18 protein-coding genes are annotated in these 22346 nt (G+C 54.6%); 12 read left to right on the forward strand and 6 right to left on the reverse strand.

The window, feature by feature from the left end; all coding sequences use genetic code 11:
• Positions 1-300: 300 nt before the first annotated feature.
• The 3 genes from mmsB to chvE form a co-directional block, all read right to left on the reverse strand.
• Positions 301-1488, reverse strand: coding sequence for a multiple monosaccharide ABC transporter permease (mmsB, locus tag HB779_RS20605; RefSeq protein ID WP_188346211.1), 1188 nt, complete (start codon positions 1486-1488; stop codon positions 301-303).
• Entirely contained in the window at positions 1485-3017 is a 1533-nt protein-coding gene (mmsA, locus tag HB779_RS20610; RefSeq protein WP_188346212.1) for a multiple monosaccharide ABC transporter ATP-binding protein, read from the reverse strand. Before mmsA ends, mmsB begins: the two co-directional genes overlap by 4 nt.
• Before the next feature lie 168 nt (positions 3018-3185).
• Positions 3186-4241: a multiple monosaccharide ABC transporter substrate-binding protein gene (gene chvE, locus HB779_RS20615; protein ID WP_188346213.1), complete on the reverse strand. Its 1056-nt coding sequence runs from the start codon at positions 4239-4241 to the stop codon at positions 3186-3188.
• 327 nt (positions 4242-4568) lie between these two features.
• Between chvE and araD1 the strand changes: the two genes are divergently transcribed.
• Positions 4569-5561 (forward strand): AraD1 family protein, encoded by a 993-nt coding sequence (araD1, locus tag HB779_RS20620; RefSeq protein ID WP_188346214.1) that lies wholly within the window; start codon positions 4569-4571, stop codon positions 5559-5561.
• A gap of 42 nt (positions 5562-5603) precedes the next feature.
• Complete coding sequence (locus tag HB779_RS20625) at positions 5604-6380, forward strand: SDR family NAD(P)-dependent oxidoreductase (RefSeq protein WP_188346215.1); 777 nt, start codon at positions 5604-5606, stop codon at positions 6378-6380.
• A gap of 5 nt (positions 6381-6385) precedes the next feature.
• Here the strand turns inward: HB779_RS20625 and HB779_RS20630 are convergent, their stop codons facing one another.
• Both HB779_RS20630 and HB779_RS20635 read right to left on the reverse strand, forming a co-directional pair.
• Entirely contained in the window at positions 6386-7132 is a 747-nt protein-coding gene (locus HB779_RS20630) for a FadR/GntR family transcriptional regulator (protein WP_371823950.1), read from the reverse strand.
• Positions 7133-7298: 166 nt separating this feature from the next.
• Positions 7299-8216, reverse strand: coding sequence for a helix-turn-helix domain-containing protein (locus tag HB779_RS20635; RefSeq protein ID WP_188346217.1), 918 nt, complete (start codon positions 8214-8216; stop codon positions 7299-7301).
• An 86-nt stretch (positions 8217-8302) separates the two neighbouring features.
• Here HB779_RS20635 and HB779_RS20640 point away from each other — a divergent pair, with 86 nt between their 5' ends.
• From HB779_RS20640 to HB779_RS20665, 6 genes are all read left to right on the forward strand, one after another.
• On the forward strand, positions 8303-9583 hold the full coding sequence (locus tag HB779_RS20640; protein ID WP_188346218.1) for an extracellular solute-binding protein: 1281 nt from the start codon (positions 8303-8305) through the stop codon (positions 9581-9583).
• Positions 9584-9668: 85 nt separating this feature from the next.
• Entirely contained in the window at positions 9669-10529 is an 861-nt protein-coding gene (locus HB779_RS20645) for a carbohydrate ABC transporter permease (protein WP_188346219.1), read from the forward strand.
• The gene (locus HB779_RS20650; RefSeq protein ID WP_188346220.1) at positions 10526-11362 is read left to right on the forward strand and encodes a carbohydrate ABC transporter permease; all 837 of its coding nucleotides are present in this window, start codon (positions 10526-10528) and stop codon (positions 11360-11362) included. The genes HB779_RS20645 and HB779_RS20650 overlap by 4 nt, the downstream gene beginning before the upstream one ends.
• 11 nt (positions 11363-11373) lie before the next feature.
• On the forward strand, positions 11374-12462 hold the full coding sequence (locus tag HB779_RS20655; protein ID WP_188346221.1) for an ABC transporter ATP-binding protein: 1089 nt from the start codon (positions 11374-11376) through the stop codon (positions 12460-12462).
• Between the two features lie 60 nt (positions 12463-12522).
• Positions 12523-14529, forward strand: coding sequence for an aldo/keto reductase (locus HB779_RS20660; protein WP_188346222.1), 2007 nt, complete (start codon positions 12523-12525; stop codon positions 14527-14529).
• Positions 14530-14575: 46 nt separating this feature from the next.
• Entirely contained in the window at positions 14576-15346 is a 771-nt protein-coding gene (locus HB779_RS20665; RefSeq protein ID WP_188346223.1) for a TIM barrel protein, read from the forward strand.
• Positions 15347-15355: 9 nt separating this feature from the next.
• On the opposite strand, the gene HB779_RS20670 is transcribed toward HB779_RS20665, so the two are convergent.
• Positions 15356-16219 (reverse strand): AraC family transcriptional regulator, encoded by an 864-nt coding sequence (locus HB779_RS20670; protein WP_188346394.1) that lies wholly within the window; start codon positions 16217-16219, stop codon positions 15356-15358.
• A 238-nt stretch (positions 16220-16457) separates the two neighbouring features.
• On the opposite strand from HB779_RS20670, the gene HB779_RS20675 reads away from it, so the two are divergent.
• From HB779_RS20675 to HB779_RS20690, 4 genes are all read left to right on the forward strand, one after another.
• Positions 16458-17930 carry an alpha-glucosidase/alpha-galactosidase gene (locus tag HB779_RS20675; RefSeq protein WP_244642790.1) on the forward strand — a complete coding sequence of 491 codons (1473 nt, stop codon included), beginning with the start codon at positions 16458-16460 and terminating at the stop codon, positions 17928-17930.
• A gap of 72 nt (positions 17931-18002) precedes the next feature.
• A complete protein-coding gene (locus HB779_RS20680) occupies positions 18003-20078 on the forward strand; it encodes an ABC transporter substrate-binding protein (protein WP_188346225.1) in 2076 nt (691 codons plus the stop codon).
• 128 nt (positions 20079-20206) lie between these two features.
• Positions 20207-21217, forward strand: a complete 1011-nt coding sequence (locus HB779_RS20685) for an ABC transporter permease (protein ID WP_188346226.1) — start codon at positions 20207-20209, stop codon at positions 21215-21217.
• A complete protein-coding gene (locus HB779_RS20690; protein ID WP_188346227.1) occupies positions 21217-22344 on the forward strand; it encodes an ABC transporter permease in 1128 nt (375 codons plus the stop codon). The genes HB779_RS20685 and HB779_RS20690 overlap by 1 nt, the downstream gene beginning before the upstream one ends.
• Positions 22345-22346 lie beyond the last annotated feature (2 nt).

Below are 22346 nucleotides of genomic sequence, written 5' to 3' on the forward strand. Positions count from 1 at the left end.
CCCAATCCCAAAAAATCCAACAAATCGAAACTTTCTCAACCAACCAAGCCCAACCCCTGGGGATAACTCATCAACAATACAACCAAACCCCAGCAAAGACGGGCTCCCGCCCAGGGAGAACCCCCTTTGTGTCAGATATAAAGCATTAACCATAGCTGCGCTTCAGATCGCAGATGGCAGTGGTATGAAGGTTTTGCGATGATTGTGCGACACGATCGGCCGTGATCAAGCCGACTCACAAAACAAAACAGCCCGGACGTGAGCCGTCCGGGCTGTTTGATTCCAAAATCAGGGAGAGCGTCAGCCCTTGTTCTTGTTGTAAACGTCGAACACCACCGCTGCCAGCAATACCAATCCCTTGATCACCTGCTGCCAATCAATATTGACGCCCATGATCGACATGCCATTGTTCATGACGCCCATGATGAAGGCACCAATCACGGCACCCATCACCTGCCCCACGCCGCCCATGGCCGAGGCACCGCCAATGAATACGGCGGCAATGACATCGAGTTCGAAACCAAGACCCGCCTTTGGCGTTGCCGTGTTCAAACGTGCAGCAAAGATCAGGCCGGCAAGTGCGGCCAGAACACCCATGTTTACGAAGGTCAGGAATGTCAGCCGTTCGGTCTTGATGCCGGAAAGCTTGGCCGCTTTCTCATTGCCGCCCATAGCATAGATACGGCGCCCAATGGTCATGCGCTTGGTCACGAAAACGAAAAGCGCGATCAGCAGTGACATGACAACCAGAACATTCGGCAGTCCCTTATAGGAAGACAGGAGATAGACGAGGTAAAGGATGATACCGCCGATGATCAGGTTCTTGGCGAGAAAGAGCGTGAACGGCTCACCGTGATAGCCATGCTTTTCGCGTTTGGCGCGGCCGCGCACGCTCGACAGAACCATCAGCGCAACAAGAACCACACCGATCAGCATGGAGGTGATGTTGAACCCCTCACCCCCGAAAAAATCAGGAATGAAGCCGGAGCTCAGCAACTGGAATTGCGGCGGGAACGGTCCAACAGACTGGCCGCCCAACAGCCAAAGGGCCAATCCCTTGAAAACAAGCATGCCTGCCAGCGTCACGATGAAAGACGGTATTTTGTGATAGGCTACCCAATAGCCTTGCGCCGCGCCAATAATGCCGCCCATGGCCAGGCACAGGATTGTTGCCGGGACATAGTGGATTTGCCACTTCACCATCATGACGGCGGCCAGCCCACCGATAAAACCTGACACCGAGCCTACCGAAAGGTCGATATGCCCGGCGACAATAACCAGCAGCATGCCAAGCGCCATGATGATGATATAGCTGTTCTGCAGGACGAGGTTGGTGAGATTGACCGGACGGAACAGCGTACCACTCGTGGTATACTGGAAGAAAAGCATGATCACGATCAGGGCCAGTACCAGTCCATATTCGCGCAGATTGCCTTTTGTGGCAGAACCATCCGTCTGGATCTTTGCCGGAGCAGTTTCAGTACTCATGATGCTTTCCCTTCAGCGCGAATGATGGCGCGCATGATCTTTTCCTGGCTGGCCTCGCTGGCAGGCATTTCGCCGACGAGCTTGCCCTGGTTCATCACGTAGATCCGGTCGCATATGCCAAGCAGTTCCGGCATTTCCGACGAGATAACCAGCACGCTTTTGCCCATGGCCACCAGTTGGTTGATGATTGAATAGATTTCATATTTGGCGCCGACATCGATGCCGCGCGTGGGCTCGTCAAGAATCAGCAGGTCCGGATTGGCAAAAAGCCATTTCGACAGCACAACCTTCTGCTGGTTGCCGCCGGAAAGATTGCCGGTCTTCTGATAAATGCTCGACGAGCGGATGTTGGTCTTGCGGCGGTATTCGTTTGCCACTTTCAGCTCGGCCATGTCATCCAATATGCCGTTCTGGGATACACCTTCCAGATTGACAATCGTGGTGTTGTGCTTGATGTGGTCGATGAGGTTGAGACCATAGGTCTTGCGGTCTTCCGTGACATAGGCAATGCCGTTGTCAATGGCTTTGCCAATGGTAGAGACATCAACCTTCTTGCCCTTGATGAAGACATCGCCGCTGATTCTGCGGCCATAGGCCTTGCCGAAAACACTCATGGCAAATTCGGTCCGCCCTGCCCCCATCAGACCGGCAATACCGACAACCTCACCCTTGCGGACATTGAGATTGATACCATTGACGACGGTGCGGTCGGGGTGAATGTGGTGATGGACCATCCAGTCCTTCACTTCGAAGACGACCTCGCCAATATTCGGTTCGCGCGTTGGAAAGCGGTCCGCCAACTGGCGTCCGACCATCAACGTGACAATCCGGTCTTCGGAAATAGCTTCCTTGTCGAGTGTCTCGATCGTCGCGCCATCGCGCAATACGGTGATGCGGTCTGCAACCTTGCCGACTTCATTCAGCTTATGGGAAATCAGGATCGAGGAAATACCCTGAGCCTTGAATTCCAGCAACAAAGACAGCAAAGCGTCACTGTCCTTTTCATTGAGACTGGCCGTGGGCTCATCAAGGATCAGCAATTCGACCTCTTTCGACAGGGCCTTTGCAATTTCCACCAATTGCTGTTTGCCGACACCCAGATTGGTGATCAACGTTTGCGGATCTTCCTTCAAGCCTACTTTGGCGAGGAGTTGGCGCGTGCGGGTTTCCGCGACATGCCAATCAATGACGCCGAATTTGGCCGGCTCATTGCCCAGGAAAATGTTTTCGGCAATCGACAGGAGCGGAACGAGCGCCAATTCCTGATGAATGATGATAATGCCCTTGTGCTCGCTGTCGCTGATATCGCGAAAACGCTGCTCTTCACCCTTATAACGGATTTCGCCCTCGTAAGTACCATAGGGATAGACACCGCTCAGCACTTTCATCAGGGTGGATTTACCGGCGCCATTCTCGCCAACGAGGGCGAGAATCTCACCTTTGCGCACATCGAGATTGACATTGTTCAGCGCTTTCACCCCAGGAAAAGTCTTGGTGATACCGCGCATTTCGAGGATGGTTTCCATCAAGACCCTCACCGACGCCTGCAAGCCTATCGCTGGCTCTGTTGGCGTTTCTCTTTGCAGTTTATAGTAGGCTTCAATTCCTGCACCACAGGAATCATACTACGCGAAAGCCTTATTGACACGAAAACAAACCCTGCACAGTGAAGTGCAGGGTTTGCAGGTATTTACGGTTTATTTGATCTGGTCTTCGGTATAGTAGCCGCCGCCAATCAGGATTTCTTTCCAGTTGGTCTTGTCCACTTCAACCGGCTTCAGAAGATAGGCCGGAACAATCTTGACGCCATTATTATAGGTCTTGGTGTCGTTGAGCTCAGGCTGTTCACCCTTGAGAACCTTGTCGATCAAGTTGGATGTAACCTTCGCCAGTTCACGGGTGTCCTTATAGATGGTCGAATACTGCTCGCCGGCAATGATCGACTTGACGGAAGGCACTTCCGCATCCTGTCCGGAAACGAACGGGAATGGCTGATCTTTCGTGCCATAACCGACGCCGCGTAGCGACGACAGAATGCCGATCGACAGACCATCATACGGCGACAGGACGGCATTGACCTTCTTGTCGGTGTAATAGGCTGAAAGAAGATTATCCATGCGAGCCTGAGCCACCGCACCATCCCAACGCAAGGTGCCGACCTTGTCCATGCCAGTCTGACCGGACTGGACAACCAGCTTGCCGCTGTCGATCAGCGGCTGCAGAACCGACATGGCGCCATTATAGAAGAAGAACGCATTGTTATCGTCAGGCGAGCCGCCGAACAATTCGATGTTGAATGGACCCTTTGCATCGGGAAGGCCAAGCGCCTTGACGAGAGAGCTGGCCTGCAAAACGCCAACCTGGAAGTTGTCGAATGTCGTGTAGTAATCGACATTGCCCGAATCGCGAATGAGACGGTCATAGGCGATGACCTTGATGCCTGCATCATGCGCCTGCTGCAGAACATTGGACAATGTTGTGCCATCGATAGCACCAATCACCAGAACCTTGACGCCCTTGGTGACCATGTTTTCGATCTGTGCGAGCTGGTTTGGAATATCATCTTCGGCATATTGCAGATCAGTGGTGTAGCCACGCTCTTTCAGAGCCTTGACCATGTTGTCGCCATCGGCGATCCAACGCGCGGACGCTTTCGTTGGCATCGAAATACCAACCGAGCCCTTATCCTGGGCAAAACCTTGCGTACCCATCGCACAAAGTGCGATCAAGCCTGCAGCAACAACTTTAAGCATTTTCACAGTTCTCCTCCCAATTTCCTTACTGGACACTCTCTTTGTTCGAACATGTTTTCCGGTCGGAACGTTTATTTAACACGTTGTCACTCCTCCCAAAGCACGATCTTTATCACACTTATCTGAAAAGTATGACTTTTGGAATAGCGCTTTAGGTCAAGATGGAAAGCTTTTTTTCGAAACCCGACGGCAGCGCTCGGGTGATATGGTGGATCGGCGTTTACTTCAATATAATATTATTATAGTATTTTTAGAAATGGCTTATCGACAGTCAGCGCAAGCCGAGGCACATTGTGCCTCACAAGAAAATTTCTCGGGAGGTTTAACGTGAATTTGGTTCAATTGGTCAATGCCAATGGAAAGCGGCAGGTTGCAGCACGTATCGACGACACATTTCGCCACGTAAAACGTACGCGTTCAATTCTTGAATTGGCCCACGCGGCCATTGAGGCAAAGCTCCCACTTGCCGAGATTATTGAACAGCGCGGCCTCGGCAAGGTGCTGGACATTGCAACTGCCTATGCGGAAGGACGCCTGCTTTCGCCCATCGACACGCATGATCCCGCACACATTCATCTGACAGGCACAGGTCTCACCCATCTGGGTTCCGCCTCGACGCGCGATGCGATGCACCGCAAGATTGATGATGCCAAGGAAGAGACCCTGACCGATCCGATGAAGATGTTCCGCATGGGTCTGGAAGGTGGCAAGCCGAAGAAGGGCCAGACCGGCGTGCAGCCGGAGTGGTTCTATAAAGGCAATGGCACAATGCTGACCGGCCCCGGACAGCCTCTGCTGTCCCCAGCCTTTGCCGAAGATGCCGGCGAAGAACCGGAAATTGCCGGCGTTTATCTGATCGGCCCGGACGGCTCGCCTTTCCGAATCGGCTTTGCTCTCGCCAACGAGTTTTCGGACCATGTTACCGAGCGGGTCAATTACCTGTTCCTCGCCCATTCCAAGCTGCGGCCATGTTCGCTCGGCCCGGAACTGATTGTTGGCGATTTGCCTGCGGATATCCGTGGCAGTTCGCGCATCCAGCGCAAGGGCAAGACCATTTGGGAAAAGCCGTTTCTGTCAGGCGAAGACAACATGTCCCACACGGTCGCCAATCTCGAACACCACCATTTTAAATATGCGGTTTTCCGCCAGCCGGGCGACGTTCATGTCCACATGTTCGGTACCGCTACACTGTCCTTTGCCGACGGCGTCAAGGCAGAGAATGGCGATGTGTTTGAAATCGAAGCGCCGGCATTTGGCCTGCCGCTGCGCAATCCGCTGAAAGTGGAGAAGCCGGTCAAGGTGAAAGTGACGGCTCTTTAAACTGCCGCCGGTCACTTACCCCGACAATCATTGGTATCAGACATGACACATCCATCCCCTGTTTTTGCCCGCTATCCCGGGTTGAATGACAAATCCGTGTTTATTTCCGGCGGTGCAACCGGCATTGGCGAGGCAATCGTCCGCGCCTTTGCTGCTGAAGGTGCGCGCGTAGGCTTTGTCGATCTCGCCGAGGCTGAAGGCAATGCACTTGCCGAAGAGCTGAACAGCGCGGGTGCCAAAGTTACCTTCCGCCGGTCTGATATCACCGATATTGCCGCCTATCAGGGGATTATTCGGGAAATCGAAAGCATCCAGGGCCCGGCAACGGCTCTTCTCAACAATGCCGCCAACGATACACGCCATGATTGGCGTGAAGTAACACTCGAATATTTTGACGCGCGCATTGCGGTCAATTTGCGCCACATGTTTTTTGCCATTCAGGCTGTTGCGCCGGCGATGATCACCGGCGGCGGCGGTTCCATCATCAATTTCGGTTCGGTCGGCTGGATGATGGCATCGGGTGGCTATCCCGGCTATGCCGCAGCGAAATCGGCCGTTCACGGCCTCACCCGTTCCTTTGCCCGCGATCTAGGCAAACACGGCATTCGCGTCAATACGCTCGTGCCCGGATGGGTGATGACAAAACGTCAGCTTGATCTGTGGGTGGATGACGCTGCCAACGAACTGATTGACCGCAGCCAATGTCTATCCGGCCGGGTCCTTCCCGAAGATATCGCACGCATGGCGCTTTTCCTTGCCTCGGACGATTCCAAAATGTGCTCGGCACAGAATTTTATCGTCGACGGCGGGTGGGTTTAACCGCCCTAACCGGGTTTGGTCGCAGAGAGCACCCGCTCGGCCCCATCCTCGATAACACCGCGCATTGCTATTTTGGCAGCCTCAACATTGCGGTCGCGGATGGCATCGGCAATCGCCGTGTGCCGCGCCACCGAATGCAAATGGCGTTCGGTATTGGGTATGGGCGAGCTGATCGTGAATGTGGTCACCAGCGCCACTTCGATCAAAGCGCTGATCGAACGCATGAAGGGATTACCGGAAGCTTCGGCGATACCAATATGAAATTGCAAATCGCTGTGCACGAAATGTGCCGGCGATTCCCGGGTGCTGCCCATCTCGCCAACCCATTTATACAGCGTTTCCAGTTGTTCACTGGTGCGGCGCAGGGCAGCAAGTCCTGCCGCCTCCGGCTCCAGCGCCAGCCGCATTTCGACGATGCTCGATAGAAAATGCGCGCTGGCTCCGGCTTCAAAATGCCAGACAAGAATATCAGGATCGAAAAGATTCCAGTTTGAGCGCTCGAGAACCCGGGTCCCTATCTTGGCCTTGGGCTGGATCAGCCCTTTCGCCGCCAAAGTTTTCAGCGCTTCGCGCAGGACAGTTCTCGACACTCCAAACCGCTCAAGCAATTCGGCGTCGCCCGGCAGGATGCTATTCTCGGGATAGGCACCGCTGACGATGCGCTGTCCCAGATCACGCATGACGTGGCCATGGTGCGTGCGTAAATGCGCAGCTGTCCGAAAATCATAATTAGTGAGCACATTTTCTGCCAAGTGTTTTCCCATTACTGGCACCGGTGTCTTTGATCAAAAGCACACCTGTTCGCGCATTCAATATGCAGCCGAACATTTCCCCGCCAGTTCCTCTCCCTAATGTTATTTATAATATCATATGATCAATAACAATTCGCAATTCGTCTTTAGTGCATATGCCTTACCGCTAAGCCCCGATTATCCCGCTCGTCAGCTGGCCTCCACTTCGCATATCACGCCGAAAATCCGAAGGCGACATGCCTGCAATATTACGGAACGATTTGTTAAAGGCGCTGAGTGAACCAAAACCGCTGTCCATCGCAACCTGCAGGACATTGGCTTCCTCACGCAACAACATCGCCTGAGCATAGGAAAGCCGGAGCAGGCTGACATAATTGTTAAGCGTCATTCCTGTCGATTTTTTAAAGACGTTCATTGCATATTTGGGATGTACGCCTGCTGACGCCGCAATATCGATCGAACCGATATCGTGCAGAAAGTTACCGGCTATGAAATCGCAGATGCGGGCAACAAGACGCGACGATTGTTGGTTCGATACCTCTGCAGATGCCGCATTCCTGCCATGAGCCACCATCTGATAGGGGTCAAACCCCACCCGTTCGATCCGCAAAAGCAACTCATTGACCGCATGTTCTGCCTTGGCTGGGTCACCAGAGCGGGCATACCGATACCAGCGGGCAAAGTTTTCATTGTCGGCGCCATCTGTTGCCGAAGTTACGAGAATCGCTCCCTGCATCAGTTGGCTTGGAACATTTTCGGGCAGCCGCATACGAAAGAAGTGAACCAGCGGCAGGTGAGCACCCGCATAGATTGCGTCGTCAGACGATTCGGTCATCTGATGCGGCTGGCCACCCCAGAACAGGCACATATCTCCGGCATTCAAACGGATATCGTGCTCGTTCATGCGGTAATGGACCGAGCCACGCATGATATAATTGACCTCGACCTGCGCGTGCCAATGTGGCATGGCCATTATAGGCGGATGATTGTGAAACATCTGCAAGGCCGTTGGCAGACCTTCGACGCTGCTTGCACCCGGCTGATAGATTGCCCGTTCCCCCATCTTACTTTCCGCCCGGTTCATATTCCCTTTTTCGGAGACAGCCACTCCCTTGTCGCTAGTGTAGCCATGTTCGCAAAGAACGGGCAATTGAAAAGGGAGGATTTTCAATGCGCTTACCATCACTTGGCGCGACGGCTTTGGCCGCAATATTAGGCATGAGTTCTGCACCAGCATTCGCACAACCCACAGAAATTACGCTCTGGAGCTGGAATGTGGCGGCTTCATCGCTGAAGTCGACACTAGAGGGCTTCAACAAGCAGTTTCCCGACATCAAGGTTAACGTCGTGGATCTCGGCAACCAGCAGGTTTTCGACAAGACACTTGCCGCCTGTGCCGCTGGCGGTGATGGCCTGCCCGATATCGTGCAATTCGAAAATTTCGAGGCCGAGATTTTTTGGAGCCGGTTTCCCGATTGTTTCACCAACCTGAAAGACCTCGGCTACACCAGTGAGATTCAGGCCAAGTTTCCGGATTTCAAGCGTACCGAACTGGAAGTCGGCGATGTCGCCTATGCCATGCCATGGGATTCCGGTCCGGTTGCCGTTTTTTACCGGCGTGATTTTTATGAAAAAGCAGGCGTTCATCCCGCATCGGTCAAGACATGGGACGACTTTATCGCTGCTGGCAAGAAAATTGCTGCCGCCAATCCGGGTGTGGTCATGGCGCAGGCCGACTTTAACGGTGACAGCGAATGGTTCCGCATGCTTTCCAATGAACAGGGATGCGGGTTCTTCTCGACGGACGCCCAGTCGATCACCATCAATCAGCCCGCCTGTGTGGCAACCCTGGACAAGATCAAACAGATGAAGGATGCGGGCATCCTGACGGCCGCCATCTGGGATGAGAAAGTCCAATCGAATACGGCTGGAACCGTTGCCAGTCAGCTTTATGGCGGCTGGTATGAAGGAACCATTCGCACCAACTCGCCCAAGCTCGCGGGCAAATGGGGTGTCTATCTCATGCCAAGCATGACGCCTGATGGACCGCATGCGGCCAATCTTGGCGGGTCGGCCCTTGCCATCAGCAGCGGCTCGCAACACAAGGAAGCAGCCTGGACCTACATCAATTATGCCCTTGGTACCGATGAAGGGCAGATTGCCATGCTGAAAAGCTATGGCCTCGTTCCTTCATTGCTCAGTGCCGAGAAACAGCCTTTCGTTTCCGAGCCGCAACCCTATTGGGGTGGACAGGCTGTCTGGACAGACATTCTCGGAACCTTGCCGAAGATCGTGGCAAGCCGTGGAACAGCTTTCCAGACCGATGCGGACGGGATCTACAAAGCCACACAGACAAAATATTTCGCCGGTGGCTATCCCGATGCAAAGGCGGCTCTGGATGATGCCGCCAACCAGATCGCGGCAGCGACCGGGCTACCGATTGCGCAATAAGTCAAATCGCCGGACATGGGTGGGAGCGCAGGTCCGGCGATCCATTGGAAAGCCTGACTGACCGTTTTGCCGGGGAGGACCATCAATGCAATTGCGCAACCGCGCCGCCTACGGGTTCCTTGCACCCTACCTGCTCATCTTTGCCGCTTTCTGGATTTGGCCCATCATCAGCTCATTTATGATGTCATTCCAGAACACGCGGATCAATCCGTGGGTGTTCAGCCCCGGTGCCAATTGGGGGCGGTTATTTACAGACCCGGCATTTTACAACGCACTGAAGAACACCATGATCATTCTGGTCATTCAGGTGCCGGTAATGATCACGCTGGCAACAGTTATGGCGGTGCTGCTCAACTCTCCGCTTCTGAAAGCGCGGGGCCTGTTCCGCTTTGCTTTCTTTGCGCCGGTGGTTGTCGGCGAAGTTGCCTATGCCGCAGTCTTTCGGCTGATGTTCAATCTCGACTTTGGCATTATCAACAAGCTGCTCAACAGCGTCGGCATCGCTTCGATTTCATGGTTTTCCGATGCGTCGGCGGCCATGGCCCTCCTCATCATTGCTGTTACATGGCGCTGGGCCGGGTACAACACCATCATCATTCTGGCCGGACTCCAATCCATTCCCGGCGATGTCTACGAAGCCGCAACGCTCGACCGTGTCAGCAAGCTCCGGCAATTCATCTACATCACCCTGCCGCTGCTTAAACCGATCATCCTGTTCTGTGTGGTTCTGTCGATCATCGGCTCGATGCAATTGTTCACAGAACCTATGCTGATCACCAATCGTGGTGGCCCCGGCGGCGGCACGGAAACGCTTGGCCTGTTCCTTTACAGGCAGGGGTTCACCTCGCTCAACTTCGGTTATGCCTCCGCCATTGCCTATACGATGGCAGCGCTGGCGATCCTGATTTCACTTCTTAATCTCTGGGTGGGGCGCGACGCGAAATGAAATCACAATCCAGATCAACCCTGATCCGTTCACTATCGCTGCATGCGGTTCTCATTCCGCTCGCACTCGTCTGGCTGTTCCCGCTGTGGATGATGTTCGTCTTCGCCACCATGCCGGATTACGGCATTTTCAGCCCACAGATCGAGCTCCTTCCGTCCACACATTTCATCGAGAATGTGAGTAATCTTCAGGCGGATACGGATTTCATCCGGGCTTTGATAATATCTATCGGCGTCGCGATAACCTATACGGTCCTGTCCGTGCTGCTGACGTCGATGGCGGGCTGGGCGCTTGCCCGCTACAGCTTCGTCGGCAAGTCGCTGGTGATCGCCATTATTCTCGGCACGATCACCCTGCCCTACTTTGTCGTGGTGATTCCGCAATTCATCATGGTGGCGCGCGAGTTCAAAATGGCGAATACGTGGATCGCACTTATTGTGCCGCCATTGTTCAATTCGCTTGGCGTGCTGTTCATGCGGCAAGCCTTTTCAATGATGCCTGTGGAACTGTTCGATGCGGCACGCGTCGAGGGCGTCAAGGAATGGCAGATATTCCTGCGCATTGCCTTGCCGCTGGCGCGGCCGACCATGGCAGCATTGGCGATCATTCTCTTTCTTGCTTCGTGGAACAATTATCTCTGGCCACTGCTGATCAACTCGCGGCCGGGGATGATGACCGCTCCCGTAGCACTCGGCACATTGATCGGCCTCACCAAGGTATCGTGGGGCGGCATCATGGCTGGCGCCGTTCTGCTGACCGCTCCAATCCTCGTCATTTTCATTCTTCTGCAGCGCCACTTCATCGCCGGCATTGCCGCTGGCGCAGTCAAATAAGGAAACGCCGCATGGCTGAACTTTCACTCAAAAATGTCGGCAAGCGTTTTGGTTCCTACGAGATCATTCGCAATGCCAGCCTTGAAGTCGCCGATGGCGAGTTCGTGGTTTTCGTAGGCCCTTCCGGCTGTGGCAAGTCCACCCTCTTACGTATGATTGCAGGTCTCGAACCTATCACCGATGGCGAAATCTCCATTGGTGACACGGTGGTCAATAATGTGGAACCGGCTGATCGCGGCATCGCGATGGTATTTCAGTCCTATGCGCTTTATCCGCACATGACAGTGGAAGAAAATCTGGCATTTGGCCTGCGCATGACCGGAAATCCCAAAGCGGATACTGAACGCCGGGTTCAGCGTGTTGCCGATATCCTGCAGATCAAGGAATTGATGAAGCGGCGCCCCAAGCAGCTTTCCGGCGGACAGCGTCAGCGTGTTGCCATTGGCCGCGCCATTGTACGCGAACCGCGTGTCTTCCTGTTCGATGAGCCCCTGTCCAATCTTGATGCGGAACTGCGGGTACAGATGCGGGTCGAGATATCCAGGCTGCACAAGGAGCTTGGTACCACCATGATCTATGTCACGCATGATCAGACCGAAGCCATGACTCTCGCCAACAAAATCGTTGTGCTGCGCAGCGGAAACATCGAGCAGATCGGCGCGCCGCTCGATCTCTACGACAATCCGGCTAACCAGTTTGTTGCCGGGTTCGTGGGCTCACCGAAGATGAATTTCATGAGCGCCGAAATTGTTGCTGCTGACGGCGAAAACGTCACGCTGACACTCGTCAATCAGGGCAATGTCCAGCTCACTTTGCCGCTGAAGAACCCGCCACCTTCTATCGGCGACAAGGTCACGCTCGGCGTAAGGCCCGAACACTTTGCCAAAGCGGGCGAAGGCATTGCTGACCTCACCATCAAGGTGGATGTCGCCGAACATCTGGGCAACACCAGCTATATCTACGCCAATGTTGCAGGCGGCGAGCAGCTCATCATCGAGCGCGAAGAATCCCGCAACGAGAATATACGCGACACCCTCACCATCGCGATCAAATCGAGTCACGCGCTGCTGTTCGACAGCGATGGCAACAGGCTCCGATAACAAACTTCCAACTTCCGGCCGCACTCCCGGCGGCCGCGATCCATCCAAAGAGGACATATCATGACTGAAGCGACATTGATTCGTTGGGGGATCATCGGCCCCGGCACTATTGCCCGCAGCTTCGCCGGCGGTGTTGCCCATTCGACCACGGGCAAACTTGTTGCCATTGCCTCGCGCAATCCGGACAAGCCGGAACTGGCCGAACACTTTCCCGGTATTCGGGTTGTCAAGGGATACGACGCGCTGCTGACCGACCCAGAGGTTGACGCAATCTATATTGCAACACCGCATACGGGCCACGCGGAATGGGCAATCAAAGCCATTCGCGCCGGCAAACATGTTTTGGTGGAAAAGCCGATTGCGCTCAGTGCTTATGATGCCGACGCCATCTTCCACGAAGCAAAGAAAGCGGGCGTGTTTGCGGGCGAAGCGTTCATGTACCGCCTGCATCCTCAAACAATCAAACTGGTCGAGTTGATCCGCAGCCGTGTCGTCGGTGACCTCCGGATCATCCGGTCAAGTTTCGGGTTCAATATGGGTAGCGTCAAACCCGAACATCGCCTGTTTGCCAACGAGACCGCAGGCGGCGGCATTCTCGATGTCGGCGGCTATCCGGTCTCAATGTCACGGCTGATTGCAGGCAGTGCCGAGGGCAAACCTTTCCTTGAACCGGAGTCTGTGACAGGTGCGGGCTATCTCGGCCAGACTGGCGTGGATGAATGGGCATCGGCCACACTGAAATTCGCAAATGGCGTTGTTGCCGAAGTCTCCTGCTCGATCATGGCCGATCAGGATAACACGTTGCGCGTCATCGGCTCGAAAGGCCGCATCGAAGTAAAAGATTTCTGGTATGCATCAGGCCAGCAGGGCGGTACCGGCACGATCGAGATATTCAAATCCGGCGGGGTGCACGAAACTATCGAAGTGCAGGAAGACCGCTGGCTCTATTCATTCGAAGTCGACGCAGCAGGCAATGCGATCCGGGAAAAGCGCCAGGAATTTGCAGCTCCCGGCATGAGCTGGGCGGATTCAATCGGTAACCTGCGCGTGCTCGATCAATGGCGCGCTGCTATCGGTCTGGAGTACAGCGTTGAGAAAGCCGCCAAGCGCTCAAAGACCATTTCCGGCAGCACTGCCAAACCGGGAAACAGCGTGCCGAAACGGGCAATTCCCGGACTAACAAAACCGGCATCTTCGGTTGCACTGGGGTTTGAGTTTTTTCCGAATTTTGCCGCTGGTTCCCTGACACTGGACGCCTACTACGAAGCGGGCGGCAACCTGTTCGATACGGCCTACATTTATTCGGGTGGCAAGACCGAAGAGATCTTCGGCGATTGGCACACCAGCCGGAATGTACCGCGTGAGGATATCGTGCTGATCGGCAAGGGAGCGCATTCGCCGCTTTGCTATCCCGATGTGATCGGCCGGCAATTATCGCGCTCGCTGGACCGGTTGAAGACAGATTATGTCGATGTCTATTTCATGCACCGCGATAATACAGATATTCCCGTGGGTGAATTCGTTGACGCCATGGATGCGGAATTCAAGGCTGGTCGTATCCGCGGGCCGTTTGGCGGCTCCAACTGGACCCGCGAACGTATGGACGAGGCAATCGCCTATGCACAGAAGAACGGGAAGGCTGCGCCGGGTGCCTTATCAAACAACTTCTCGCTGGCGGAAATGCTGGATCCGATCTGGGCAGGATGTGTTGCGGCCTCGGATGATCAATGGAAAGCATGGCTCAATCAAAAACAGATGCCAAACTTTGCCTGGTCAAGCCAGGGCCGCGGCTTCTTCACCGACCGCGCCGGACGGGACAAGCGGGACGATGAGGAACTGGTCCGCGTCTGGTATTCCGACAGGAACTTTGTGCGGCGTGACCGGGCCATCGAACTTGCCGAAAAACTCGGCCGCAATCCTATTCATATTGCATTGGCCTATGTGCTCGCCCAGCCGTTTCCGGTCATTCCCCTGATCGGTCCGCGCACCCTTGGTGAACTCGAAGACAGTCTTTCGGCTCTCGATATAAAACTCACTCCGGAACAGGTGAAATGGCTGGAAGGCTAAGCAGCGATGTGACAAACAGGGTCAGTGGTTTGGCAAGGAAGAAACGATGAAATATTCGGCTTGTATTGAATGGTTGTTCGCTGCAGAAGCGCCCGATTTTGCCGATCGTATCCGCCTTGCCAGCGATGCAGGGCTCGACGCCGTCGAGTTCTGGAAATGGAACGAGAAAGATATAGCGGCCATCGAGAAAGCCCTCGCCGAAACGAAACTGCCACTCGCGAGTTTCGTCGCTGAACCGATGATCCCGCTGACAGACCCGGCCTGCCATGATGCATTTCTGGCAGGCCTGAAACAAAGCGCTGAGATGGCCAACAGGCTGGGCGCCAAAGTCCTGATTGCACAGGCCGGGGATGATCTTCCCGGCCGCACGCGGGATGAACAGCATCAAGCGCTGGTGGACTGCCTGAAACGGGCGGCCGACGTGCTGGCCGGGACCGGCGTGGTGCTGGGGCTCGAGCCGCTCAACACACTGATTGATCACAAAGGTTATTTCCTGCATTCGACGCAGGAGGGCCTCGATATTATCGATGAAGTCGGCAGGCCTGAAATCCGCATCGTTTACGATATTTATCACTCCCTCGTCATGGATGAGGAAACGCATATTGTGCTCGATGGACGTGTTGATCGCGTCGCCCACGTCCATGTGGCCGATCATCCCGGCCGCAATCAGCCCGGTACCGGCAAACTGCAGCTGGCAAAGTCCCTGAATTGGTTATTCGACAATGGCTATGAGGGCTATGTCGGGCTGGAATACCGGCCGACGGCGGATACCGCATCCAGCCTCGCGACCACATTCCGGACGCTCAACCCAAACTGACGGACCCGATTATTCCTCACTCGTGCCGGTAGTCCGGCTGGATATGCTCGCATACATGCCGGTGGTGCGAAACTCTGTCGGGCTGGCGCCATAAATCCGGCGGAACACTTTCGAGAAATAATTGGCATCGTCAAAGCCGGTCATGATCGCCACTTCCTTGACCGGCAGAAATGCCGCATTGGTCAATAGCTTTGTTGCGCGCTGCATCCGCTTCTGCAAGACAAATTCCGCCGGCGGCAGACCTTCGCACTCGGCAAACACCCGGGAAAAATGGGCGCGGCTTAAGCCGGAAACACTGGCCAGTTCTTCCACCGGAAGCGGCTTGTCGAGGTTGGCGCTGATATGATCGATAACCGGCTGCATGATGGTCTTCTCATGCTGATCAACCGGGTGCGAACCAAACACCCCGTCATAAAGCGCCATGGCTGCCTCATAGGCGATGGCCGAGGCGCGGCCTGCCGTTTCCGCATCGCAGATCAGACGCAAACTGCAATCAGCCAGATGTTCTATCGTCTCGGCCGGCAGCCTCAATACCGGACCCTGAGCTGCAAGGATTGAACGATGAATGCGCAGGGCTTCCTCCCCATTCATCGAAATCCAGAAGTACTCCCAATGATCGCCCTTCTCCAGCCAGTAGCGATGATTATGCGGAACCAGAACGAGCAGAGTTTCACCCGAACACACCTTATAGTTGCGGTTCTCATAGCGTAAAGTACCCGTTCCGCTGATCGTGTGCTGCAGAACCGTGAAAGGGGTTTGCCCGCGTTTTCGCCCATCCCAATCGTAGATTTCATCGCGTCTCACCTCGTATCCGGTGCTGGTAGGCATTGTGTGAAGTGAGTGACGCCCGCGCGGCAGCGAAACCGTCTTCATCACATGGCCGGTGGCGATCAGTTTTTGCAGCACAAAATTACCCTCAAAAGCATAATCCCTCTCTGTTCGGCTCGATGAATATACGCATAATGCCACCAAAGAACAGCAGACGAACTGTTGGCAGACGGTGATTGAGGAGGAAAAAGACGGGGAAACCCTGATCTTTTAAGCGTGTGGTGTTCAATGCCACATCACCTTCCTGCATTGCCGTCGCCCACTCCGAATGATCGAGGTTGACATGAGCAGTTTCAAGATCGCCATTATTGGTGCGGGCAGCGTGGGTTTCACCAAAAAGCTGTTTACGGACATTCTGTGTGTGCCGGAGTTTGCCGACATCGAGTTCGCGCTGACAGATGTCAGCGAACACAATCTCCAGATGATCAAGTCCATTCTGGATCGTGTCGTCGAGGCAAACAATCTGCCGACACGCGTGACCGCGACGACGGACCGGCGCAAGGCAATCGAAGGTGCCCGCTATATCATCAGCTGCGTCCGGGTTGGCGGGCTTGAAGCCTATACGGATGATATCCGTATCCCCCTGAAATACGGCATCGACCAGTGCGTCGGCGATACGATCTGCGCGGGCGGTATTCTTTATGGACAGCGCAACATTCCCGTCATTCTCGACTTCTGCAAAGACATTCGCGAAGTCGCTGAACCCGGTGCAAAATTTCTCAACTATGCCAATCCCATGGCCATGAACACATGGGCGGCCATCGAATATGGCAAAGTCGATACAATTGGCCTTTGCCATGGCGTGCAGCATGGTGCCGAGCAGATTGCGGAAATCCTTGGTGCCCAATCGAAGGATGAACTGGATTATATCTGCTCCGGTATCAACCATCAGACATGGTTCGTTGACCTCAGGCTGAATGGCCGCAAGATCGGTAAGGACGAACTCGTTGCCGCCTTCGAAGCACACCCGGTTTTTTCGCAACAGGAAAAGCTGCGCATCGATGTATTGAAGCGTTTCGGCGTCTATTCCACCGAGAGCAATGGTCATCTATCGGAATATCTGCCGTGGTATCGCAAGCGCCCTGATGAGATCGCCAAATGGATCGACATGTCCGACTGGATTCACGGTGAGACCGGCGGTTATCTGCGTCATTCGACCGAGACGCGTAATTGGTTCGAGACCGAATTTCCGCAATTTCTTGAAGCGGCAGCAAAGCCGATTGATCCGGCCCGCCGGTCCAATGAACATGCCAGCCATATTTTGGAGGCGCTGGAAACCGGGCGGGTCTATCGCGGCCACTTCAACACCAAGAACACCGGTATCATTGCGAACCTTCCGGCCGATGCAATCATTGAATCACCGGGTTTCGTTGACCGTTTTGGTATCAATATGGTCTCCGGCATCACCTTGCCGGAAGCCTGTGCTGCAACATGCATTTCATCCATCAACGTGCAACGCATGGCCGTGCATGCAGCAATCAGCGGCGACATCGATCTGTTGAAGCTCGCGGTCCTGCATGACCCGCTGGTCGGTGCCGTCTGCACCCCGGAAGAGGTGTGGCAAATGGTTGATGAAATGGTGGTCGCGCAGGCGCAATGGCTGCCACAATACGCTCATGCGGTTGACGGCGCGAAACAACGTTTGCGCCACAAGACTGTCGCGACACGCGAATGGCAAGGCGTCGCCAGCCGTTCCGTACGTTCCATCGAAGAGTTGAGAGCAGAGAAGGCATTATCGATACAGGCAGCCCATTAATTTTCCGGCTGTTTTCCGCCCTGGAGGAGACGGAAAACTGCAAGGCCGGACCAAAACATAGAGGGAGAGACAATGAATTATTTTCGCACATTAAGTAAATTAGCCGTCGGCGTTTCAATGCTGGCATTTCCAGCCTTGGCTTCCGAGCCGACAGTCCCGCCAGAACCCGCGCCATTTCAGGCTCAGGCAAAAATTTCTTACGTCAACCGGGATTCCATTCTCGAATTCAAAGCCTTGCCCGCCTATCACGAACCGGATTGGGTCACGGAAAAGTTTGTCAAAACCGGTAAGCTGCCACAGGTCAAAGATCGTTTGCCCAAGGAACCACTGGTCTACAAAACCGGCAACATGCCCGATGGCATCGGTGTTTATGGCGATACGCTGCGGCATGTCATCGGTGGACGCCCTGAAGGCTGGAACTATACCGGCGGCCAATCGCAGGGGTATGGCGGTATCGACATCGGCATGTCGGAATGCCTGACCCGCACGGCACCGCTTTTTCAGGTTGAAGCAACAGATATCGAGCCTTTGCCCAATCTTGCCAGAAGTTGGGACTGGTCGCCTGACGGGCACAAACTGAATATGCACCTGATTGAAGGCGCCAAATGGTCCGATGGCGTGGCATTCGACGCGGATGACATCATGTTCTATTGGGATGACAATGTGGTCGATCCCAATGTCTCGCCACTCAATGGCGCAACCGTAGAAACTTTTGGAGTTGGCACAACCCTTAAAAAGATTGACGCTTACACGGTTGAATGGACATTCAAGGACGCCTTTCCGCGCCAATATCTGTACGCCATGGCCTATGGAACATTCTGCCCTGGACCAGCACATATTTTGAAAACAAAACATCCCAAATATGCGGGAACGACCTACGAGCAATACAAGAACAGTTTTCCGCCAGAGTATATGAACATACCTGTGATGGGTGCTTGGGTTCCCGTCGAATTCCGGCCCGACGATATCGTCGTACTGCGTCGCAATCCATATTATTGGAAGGTTGACGAAGCAGGGAACCAGCTGCCGTACGTGAACGAGATGCACTACAAATTGTCCACCTGGGCAGATCGGGACGTGCAAACCGTGGCTGGCTCGGCCGATTTCTCCAATCTTGAACAGCCGGAAAACTTCGTGGAGTCGCTCAAACGCGCCGCACAGGACACGGCACCTGCGCGGCTCGCCTTTGGAGCACGTCTGATCGGTTACAATCTCGACATGAACTTTTCGGCCAATGGCTGGGGCGCCCCAGATGCACGGGGCCAAGCCGTTCGCGAACTCAATCGCAACGAACATTTCCGCAAGGCCGTCACCATGGCAATCGACCGGAAGAAGCTGGGTGAGTCGCTGGTCAAAGGCCCTTTCACCGCGATCTATCCGGGCGGCCTGTCATCAGCAACGAGCTTCTATGACCGGCAATCGACTGTTTATTATCCGTTCGATCTGGAAGGCGCAAAAGCCGAGCTGGCCAAGGCAGGTCTGAAAGACACCGATGGCAATGGAATTGTGAATTTTCCTGCCGGTGTCGCGGGAGGGAAGGACGTCGAAATCACGCTCCTGGTTGATAATGCCTATAGTACCGACAAGAACCTTGCCGAGGGCGTGATCGCACAACTGGAGAAGCTGGGTCTGCGCGTCATCTTGAATGCACTGGATAGCAATCAGCGGAATGCAGCCAACTATGGCGGGCGGTTTGACTGGTTGATCCTGCGCAATCGCTCGGAACTCGCCTCTGTCGTGCAGAATACCGAGCAATTGGCGCCGGTAGGTCCTAAAACCAGCGGGTTTCACCGCGCTGCAGAAGGCGGACAGGTCGACCTGATGCCGTTCGAAGAGGAGTTGGTGAAGATCGTCAACCAGTTCATTTCGAGCCAGGATGATAAGGAACGGGTCGATCTGATGAAGCAATATCAGAAGGTCTATACGACCAATGTGAATACTATCGGTCTCACGGAATTTGCCGGGGCCCTGATTATCAACAAGCGCTTTTCCAACATTCCATCCGGTGCGCCCATTTTCATGTTCAACTGGGCGGAAGACGCCATTATCCGCGAGCGGGTATTCGTCAAAGCCGACAAACAGGGCAATTACGAACTGTTCCCTGAACAGTTGCCCGGTAAGCCTGGTGGTCCCGGCCCTATGAACTGAGCCTCCCAAAGACTCTGTGTTGCCGGTCGCATCCATGTGCGGCCGGCACGAGGGGACGGGAAATATCCGGATGGCATGCCAAGTGTGTGCCCATTTACAACAAGCAACACAAGAAAGCGGACCGGCCCATGTTACGATTCCTGCTTGTGCGTATCGCATCTGCCATTCCAATACTGTTCGTATTGAGCGTGGTAACGTTTGCCATCATCCAGGCGCCACCCGGCGACTACTCCGACTACATTCGCTCGCAATTGATGAATCAGGGCGGCGCATCCTTTGAAGCGGCCGATGCCCAGGCACAGGCTTACCGTGTTGCCAATGGCCTCGATAAGCCCTTGCCGGTCCAGTACGTCAATTGGATTGTTGGGATTGTGACACGGGGCGATTTCGGTCACAGCCTGTTCTACAACAAGCCCGTTGCCGATGTGGTTGGCGAGCGGCTGCCGCGAACGCTACTGCTGGCCCTCACCTGTCATATTCTGGCATCAATCATCGGCATCAGCTTTGGGATACTCGCCGCCACAAGGCAATATTCATGGGTCGACAGTCTGCTCTCCGGAATATCATTCCTTGGCATGACAGTACCGCGCTTCCTGATGGCTTTGATCATCGTCTACATCATGGTGTTTCATTTCAACGTCTCGGAAATCGGCAGCTTTTATTCGCCGCATTATGGCGGTGCGCCATGGTCATGGGGCAAATTCGTCGATCTCGTCTGGCATGTCTGGCCGGTGGTCGCCATCGCAACCTTTGGCGGGCTCACCTACAATATGCGGGTGATGCGCGGCAATCTGCTGGATACGCTCAACGCCCAATATGTGGAAACGGCGCGCGCCAAGGGCCTGAGCGAGGGTGCGGTCATTATGCGCCACGCGGTTCCCAATGCCCTGCATCCGCTGATCATGTATCAGGGCGTTGTGCTGCCCTACATGCTGACCGGCGAGATCGAAACGGCAATCATCTTTGCCTTGCCGACTGTCGGCCCCGCTATCATTGGCTCCATGTGGATGGGCGATGTCTATGTGACCGCCACGTTCATGCTGGTGCTTTCGGTCACATTGATCGTCGGTAATATCATTGCCGATCTTCTTCTCGCATTGATGGATCCACGCGTTCGCCAATTTGGGGAGGCACGCTGATGCATATTCAAATCCAATCGCCTGCACTCGTCGTGGAAACTGTCAACAAGAAGCGGGGCAATGAAAGCTATCTCGCACTTGTCTGGCGGCGTCTGAAACGCTCATGGACCGGTATGATCGGGCTGACGCTGGTCTGCGCGCTGCTGATTATAGCCGTTTTTGCCGGTTTTTTTGCACCCGTCGATCCAAAACTGACAGACATCGGCTTCGCACCGCCGGAAATCGTCCGTTTCTACGACAAGGAGGGAGGCTTCCACCTACGGCCGCGGACTTATCCGATAGCCGAAACCCAAGAGCTTGATCCCGTTACCTTCCAGCCTGTCGTCGGACCTGATTACAACAATCCCCGGTTGTTGGGCTTTTTCGTAAAAGGCTTCGAGTACAAGCTGTTTGGCATTATTCCGGCAAACCGGCATTTCTTCGGCACGCTCGACGGCCAGCCTGTGCATTTTCTTGGAACCGACAAGTTCGGCCGCGATGTGTTGTCCCGTGCGATTTACGGATCACGCATCTCGCTGATGATTGCCTTGATTGTCGTATCAATTGTCACCATCGTTGGCACGACGGTGGGGCTGGTTTCCGGCTATTTCGGTGGACGCTTCGATACGTGGACCCAGCGCTTTGTTGAACTGGTTCTGGCGTTTCCACAATTGCCGCTTTATCTCGCCCTGAGTTCGCTCATTCCGGTGACGGCGCCCACAAACGTCTTCCTCGCCTTTGTCATCATCGTCATGTCGGCACTCGGCTGGGCACAGATGTCGCGGGAAGTGCGAGGCAAGACACTGGCGCTTGCCCGTATTGAATATGTACGTGCGGCCATGGCGGTTGGGGCCACAGACCGGCGCATCATCTTTCAGCATATTCTTCCCAACGTCATGAGCCATGTGATCGTCGCCATCACCATCGCCATTCCACAAGTGGTGTTGCTCGAATCATTCCTCGGCTTTCTCGGATTTGCGGTAAAACCGCCGCTTATATCGTGGGGACTGATGTTGCAGGATACCGCCACGTATTCTGTCATTGGTTCCTATCCGTGGATTCTCACCCCCGTCGCCTTCGTGCTTGTCACTGTCTTCGCGTTCAATGCGCTTGGAGACGGGTTGCGCGATGCTGTCGACCCCTATTGAGG

This window comes from Phyllobacterium sp. 628 (assembly GCF_014189505.1).
In the GTDB taxonomy this organism is placed as follows: Bacteria; Pseudomonadota; Alphaproteobacteria; order Rhizobiales; family Rhizobiaceae; genus Phyllobacterium.